This window comes from Okeania sp. SIO3B5 (genome assembly GCF_010692555.1).
Classification (GTDB): domain Bacteria; phylum Cyanobacteriota; class Cyanobacteriia; order Cyanobacteriales; family Microcoleaceae; genus Okeania.
The window spans coordinates 1-4,353 of the sequence record NZ_JAAHHG010000700.1 but is presented as its reverse complement, the minus strand read 5'-3'; the positions used below and the strand labels follow the sequence as shown (position 1 = coordinate 4,353).

General features: G+C 38.0%; 2 protein-coding genes and 1 pseudogene. 2 read left to right on the top strand and 1 reads right to left on the bottom strand.

Annotated elements, in window-relative coordinates; translation table 11 throughout:
• Positions 1-79: 79 nt before the first annotated feature.
• Positions 80-1,042 (top strand): annotated as a pseudogene (locus F6K54_RS41145) (SagB family peptide dehydrogenase); the annotation flags it as partial.
• 441 nt (positions 1,043-1,483) lie between these two features.
• The gene (locus tag F6K54_RS41140) at positions 1,484-1,846 is read left to right on the top strand and encodes a PleD family two-component system response regulator (RefSeq protein ID WP_293090270.1); all 363 of its coding nucleotides are present in this window, start codon (positions 1,484-1,486) and stop codon (positions 1,844-1,846) included.
• Positions 1,847-2,227: 381 nt separating this feature from the next.
• Here F6K54_RS41140 and F6K54_RS41135 read toward each other — a convergent pair whose 3' ends face one another.
• Positions 2,228-3,931, bottom strand: coding sequence for a mechanosensitive ion channel family protein (locus tag F6K54_RS41135; protein ID WP_293090269.1), 1,704 nt, complete (start codon positions 3,929-3,931; stop codon positions 2,228-2,230).
• Positions 3,932-4,353 lie beyond the last annotated feature (422 nt).

The following is a 4,353-nucleotide window of genomic DNA, read 5'->3' as shown; positions in this document are numbered from 1 at the left end:
TTTTTTCTGCCCAACTATGCGCCTAAAATACGCTCCTTTTTGAGCGTGAAGAGCTGAAAACCAGGTACTTTTTTCGACCCAAATACTAGGTAATATTGAATTAGCTTCTGCTTTCACCAACTATCGACCTCATCTAATTGGTGGGTTTACCGATGAAGCAGTAAATCAAATACTTTATCTAGATACTCAAGAAGAACAGGCGATCGCTATTGTCGCTCTGGCAGATCTGTTAGATATTGAACAAAATCTCTCACAATGGGAAAGTGCTCTACCTTCTAGCACTCAAACAGATTATCCTATGATTCCAGATGGAGAGTTGCTAAAACATTTACATCAAGCTGCTCACATCAACTCAAATTCTCCAAAAGTACCTACTTGGAAGACAAGAGAAACTCCTGAATACTCAGAAGATAAATACAACTTTCCATTCTGTACAAAAGTCCCCACTGTCACTCCTTCTATCTCATGGGGAAAAGACTTAGGAGGTTTAAGAAAAACAATTCTCAAAAGACGCTCTACTCGGGAGTATACTGGGGAACCAATTGCTTTAAAGGAACTATTGGCTGTATTAGATTTTACCTATCAACCCCATCATTATATTAATCAAGACTTAGATCGTAACCCTGATTATTTTGACCTGAGTTTAATCGAAACATTTATTGCTGTTTCGGGGGTAGATGATTTAGAAGAGGGTTGTTATTATTATGCTCCAGTAGCTCAAGAGTTACGACAAATTAGGTTTAAAAATTTTCGACAAGAGCTACATTTTCTGTGCTTGGGGCAGGAATTAGGGAGAGATGCTGCTGTTGTGCTATTTCATACTGCAGACCTCAAAAAAGCTGTAGTAAAATATGGCGATCGCGCTTACCGTTACCTCCATGCAGATGCAGGCCATCTTGGACAAAAACTAAATTTAGCAGCTATTTATCTTAATTTAGGTGTTAGTGGGATCGGTGGTTTCTTTGACGATCGTGTCAATGAAGTTTTAGGTATTCCTTTAGATGAAGCCGTTTTGTATATTTCTACTTTAGGAGCCATTTAAATAATTAATAATTAATAATTAATAATTAATAATTAGGGTTTGCGGAAAAAGTCTTTTAGCAGGAGACAGGAGACAGGAGACAGGAGACAGGAGAAACGGGGAATGAGCGAGGAGGTAGGATTCAACAATTGTCAATTTGGGATTTTTCTGCCCAACTATGAGCCTAAAATACGCTCCTTTTTGAGCGTGAAGAGCTGAAAAATTTGCACTTTTTAAAGGCCCCAAAAAGGCACTTGTCTTTATATGTCAATGCTTTTAGATTAGATCGGTAAGCCCTAATTATTCGCTAAAAATAAGTTGTACAAATTTTATCTGGGATAATTGTGAAACATAGCTGTTTTGAATCTAGCTGTTTCGGAGCATGACCTAGGAAATGCTGAATGCTTATAGCTATAACTATAAATAGTGCATCATCAAATAAAAATATAGACAAAGTTAATTATGAGTAAAATCTTGGTAGTGGATGACCAACATTCTCATCGGCAAATGATTATCAACCTCTTAAAAAAAAGTGGCCTCAAGGTGAAATCTGCTAATAATGGACTAGAAGCATTAGAGCAAATAGAAATACATAAACCTGACTTAATCATTTTGGACATTGTGATGCCAGATATTAACGGTTATGAAGTTTGTCGTCGTATCAGATCGAGTCCCTCGACGAAAGATTTACCAATAATTTTTTGTTCTATTAAAGGAGAAGATTTTGACCATTATTGGGGTATTAGACAAGGTGCAAATGCTTACATTGCCAAGCCATTTCAACCAGGAGAACTGATCAGCACGGTGAAACGACTGTTAAAATGATTTTGCTAATTGCGGAATGTAGATTAATAGTTTTGTTTTGTGGAATGGGCATCTTGCCCGTTCCTGATATTTTCACCGCAGGTAGGGAAAGGCAGGATGCCTGCCCCCACTTTGATAAATGTTTACTACATATTCGTATTGCGGAATGCAGGTTAATAGTTTTGTTTTGTGGAATGGGCATCTTGCCCGTTCCTGATATTTTCACCTGACTTTTAACTTTTGATATCTTGTCCGGTAGCATCGGAGCGTGTATAAAATTAAGGTGAAAAAAGGAGAAAACCTTCTGCCTCCTGCCTCCAGCTCCCGCTGCCTTCCTTCCACCAAAGTCTAATTATTCAACCGGACATGATATAACTTCCGGGTAGCGGCGCTAGTTACTTATTAATCCTCTTCACCCTCTTCATCCTCTTCGTCCTCTTCATCCTCTTCGTCCTCTTCATCCTCTTCGTCCTCTTCATCCTCTTCGTCCTCTTCATCCTCCGGATCTGGCTCTTCTAGACTATCCTTAGCTTTGCGATCGCCACGATGAGGAATTTCAATCCCTTCTTCTTCAAAAGCATCTACAATCATTTTACGCAAACACAACTCTATATCTTCGTTTGTTCCTGGTTTAACTTGTGTTGTTGTCTGAATTACTAACTGATATCTATCAAACCTTTCAACCCCGTCTACCTCAGTCGCTTCTATGACATCCTCATTCTCCTGCTTTAATTTTTGCCCCACTGCTTCTATAACTTTGTAAACGTGTTCGAGATTAGCATCATAAGCAACACCGACACTTACTCCAGCTTCACTATATCTGGAATAGTTAACAATATTACCAATTTCGCCGTTGCGAATAATATAGTCTTTATCGTCAAAACTAATACGGGTAGTTTTAAGTTCGATGGCTGTCACATAACCTTTTATGTCATCAATTTCCACAAAATCACCTACTAAATAGTAGCCTTCAAATAAATTAAACAACCCAGCTACTACATCTTCAACAATACTCTGTGCTCCCATGCTCACACCAAGACCTAAAATACCAGCACTTGCGAGAACAGGAGTAGAGTCAATACCGAGGACATTGAGAATAGCGATCATTGCGCCAACGTAGGTGAGATATTTGAGGGTACTCTCGAACAATGGTAAGAGGGTTTCTCGTCTCTTTCTATTAACTTCATCTAACTCTTCGTCGCCACCAAGTAGAAATTTTCTGGCCAACAGCTTGCCTATCTCTTCAATTACACGGCTAGTATAAAATATGCCGACTATCTGAATAACTTTAGGTCCAATAGTTGCTAGATAGGCAATAAAGTCTAGTTGCTGAAACACTAGAGTTGCCATAGACAAGTAGATTATATACTCAAGACATCGTTTTGATAGGGGTATGAGATGGCGGAGGCTATCGTATAAGCGTAGCAGTTTGTTAGAACTAGGACTGGAGTATTTTTCGCTCAGAGCATCTAGTGTGTCGATAATTATGATGTTGGCTTTGACCAGAAGTATGCCTACTGCGATAATGATATATACTCTCAGAGCAATATACATATATTGCGGAATTACTTCTGGTAGTTGGATAAATTGAGTACATAAGGTGAGGCTAAACAGCCAAATAATGTTAATTAGGTTGAGACTGACAAAGTCAAAGAAAGATTCTATACTTTCATCGTTAGCAGTAATATATTCAAATCTTTTGGTGCGATCGCACAAATTGTCTATTAAACGTTGGAGGTAAGGTTGAGTAATAGCTACGAAGAGTAATAAGAATAAACTTCTGCCTACTCCCATACCTATATTTTCCCAGAATTCTTTGGGAATAGTATTAATAAATGATTTTGTGTATTCTAGTAGATTTTCCCCTTGAAATATTAACCAACTATTAAATCCTAATATCAGGATTCCGAGTAATCCACCACTTATGATTAATACAGTCTGGATATTCTTTTGGATATTTTGAATTGTAATTCTAATTTTCTTGCTTGAAACAGCTTTGGTTAGTTGTTTTAAAATTTCTCCAGCTAACCAATTAATTATGCTGAAAATTACGAATAGCAAACCAATTTCTGCTACTATAACCAAGAAATTTTGTACTGCCAGCATTTGGAAAAACTCCTAATTTTTTTTAGACCAAAATTTTAACTTCAATACACCTCAAACAATAATTTATATCAAGTCAGATAGCATCGGTATTTTAGGAAGTCAGAAGTCAGAAGTCAGAAGTCAGAAGTTATTTTTGATTTGAGTAAGGCTCCAAAAATATTTTGCCTTAAAAGGTGGGGTTTTATATCATGTCCGGTTGAATAATTAGACTTTGGTGGAAGGAAGGCAGGAGGCAGGAGGCAGGAGGCAGAAGCTTTTCTCAAGAGTGTCACCTTAATTTTATACACGCTCCGATACTACCGGACATGATATTAGAGGTTGTTTGAGAAGTCCCATTTGCTACATCAAAGCCCCCTAAATCCCCCAAAATTGGGGGACTAGAGCAAGCAAATTGACTCTTCCCCCCAACTTTGGGGGAAGAG

Coding starts and splice junctions, on each gene's coding strand:
- F6K54_RS41140 (WP_293090270.1), top strand. CDS start 1,484: ATGAGTAAAATCTTGGTAGTGGATGACCAACATTCTCATCGGCAAATG.
- F6K54_RS41135 (WP_293090269.1), bottom strand. CDS start 3,931: ATGCTGGCAGTACAAAATTTCTTGGTTATAGTAGCAGAAATTGGTTTG.